Origin of the sequence: Achromobacter sp. SIMBA_011 (assembly GCF_046535435.1) — a bacterium.
GTDB classification, from domain to species: domain Bacteria; phylum Pseudomonadota; class Gammaproteobacteria; order Burkholderiales; family Burkholderiaceae_B; genus Achromobacter; species Achromobacter dolens.
Window position 1 is genome coordinate 1 of the sequence record NZ_JAWRWN010001185.1, and the last position, 237, is coordinate 237.

Annotated in this window: 1 pseudogene; it reads left to right on the forward strand. The window is 61.2% G+C overall.

From position 1 onward, the window contains the following. Positions 1-237 (forward strand): annotated as a pseudogene (locus SB816_RS34785) (hypothetical protein); the annotation flags it as partial.

The window sequence follows — 237 nt, forward strand, 5'->3', positions numbered from 1 at the left end:
GTCTCGTCACCGATATACAGCTCACGCTCATCAGCCAGGTGATTTTCGCGCTGCTGGCCATCGCGTATCTACGGGCGCAAACGAGCAGCATGGGCGCACGCGTGGCCGCGCATTTCGCGCTGGGCATTGCGCTCTTCATGCCGATCCTGTTGCTGTTCGCGCTCGTGCAACACGCGCGTCCGTTCGAGCGTGCGGCGAATCTCGTCAATCGCGTAACGGGTGGTAAGGTCTATGGAC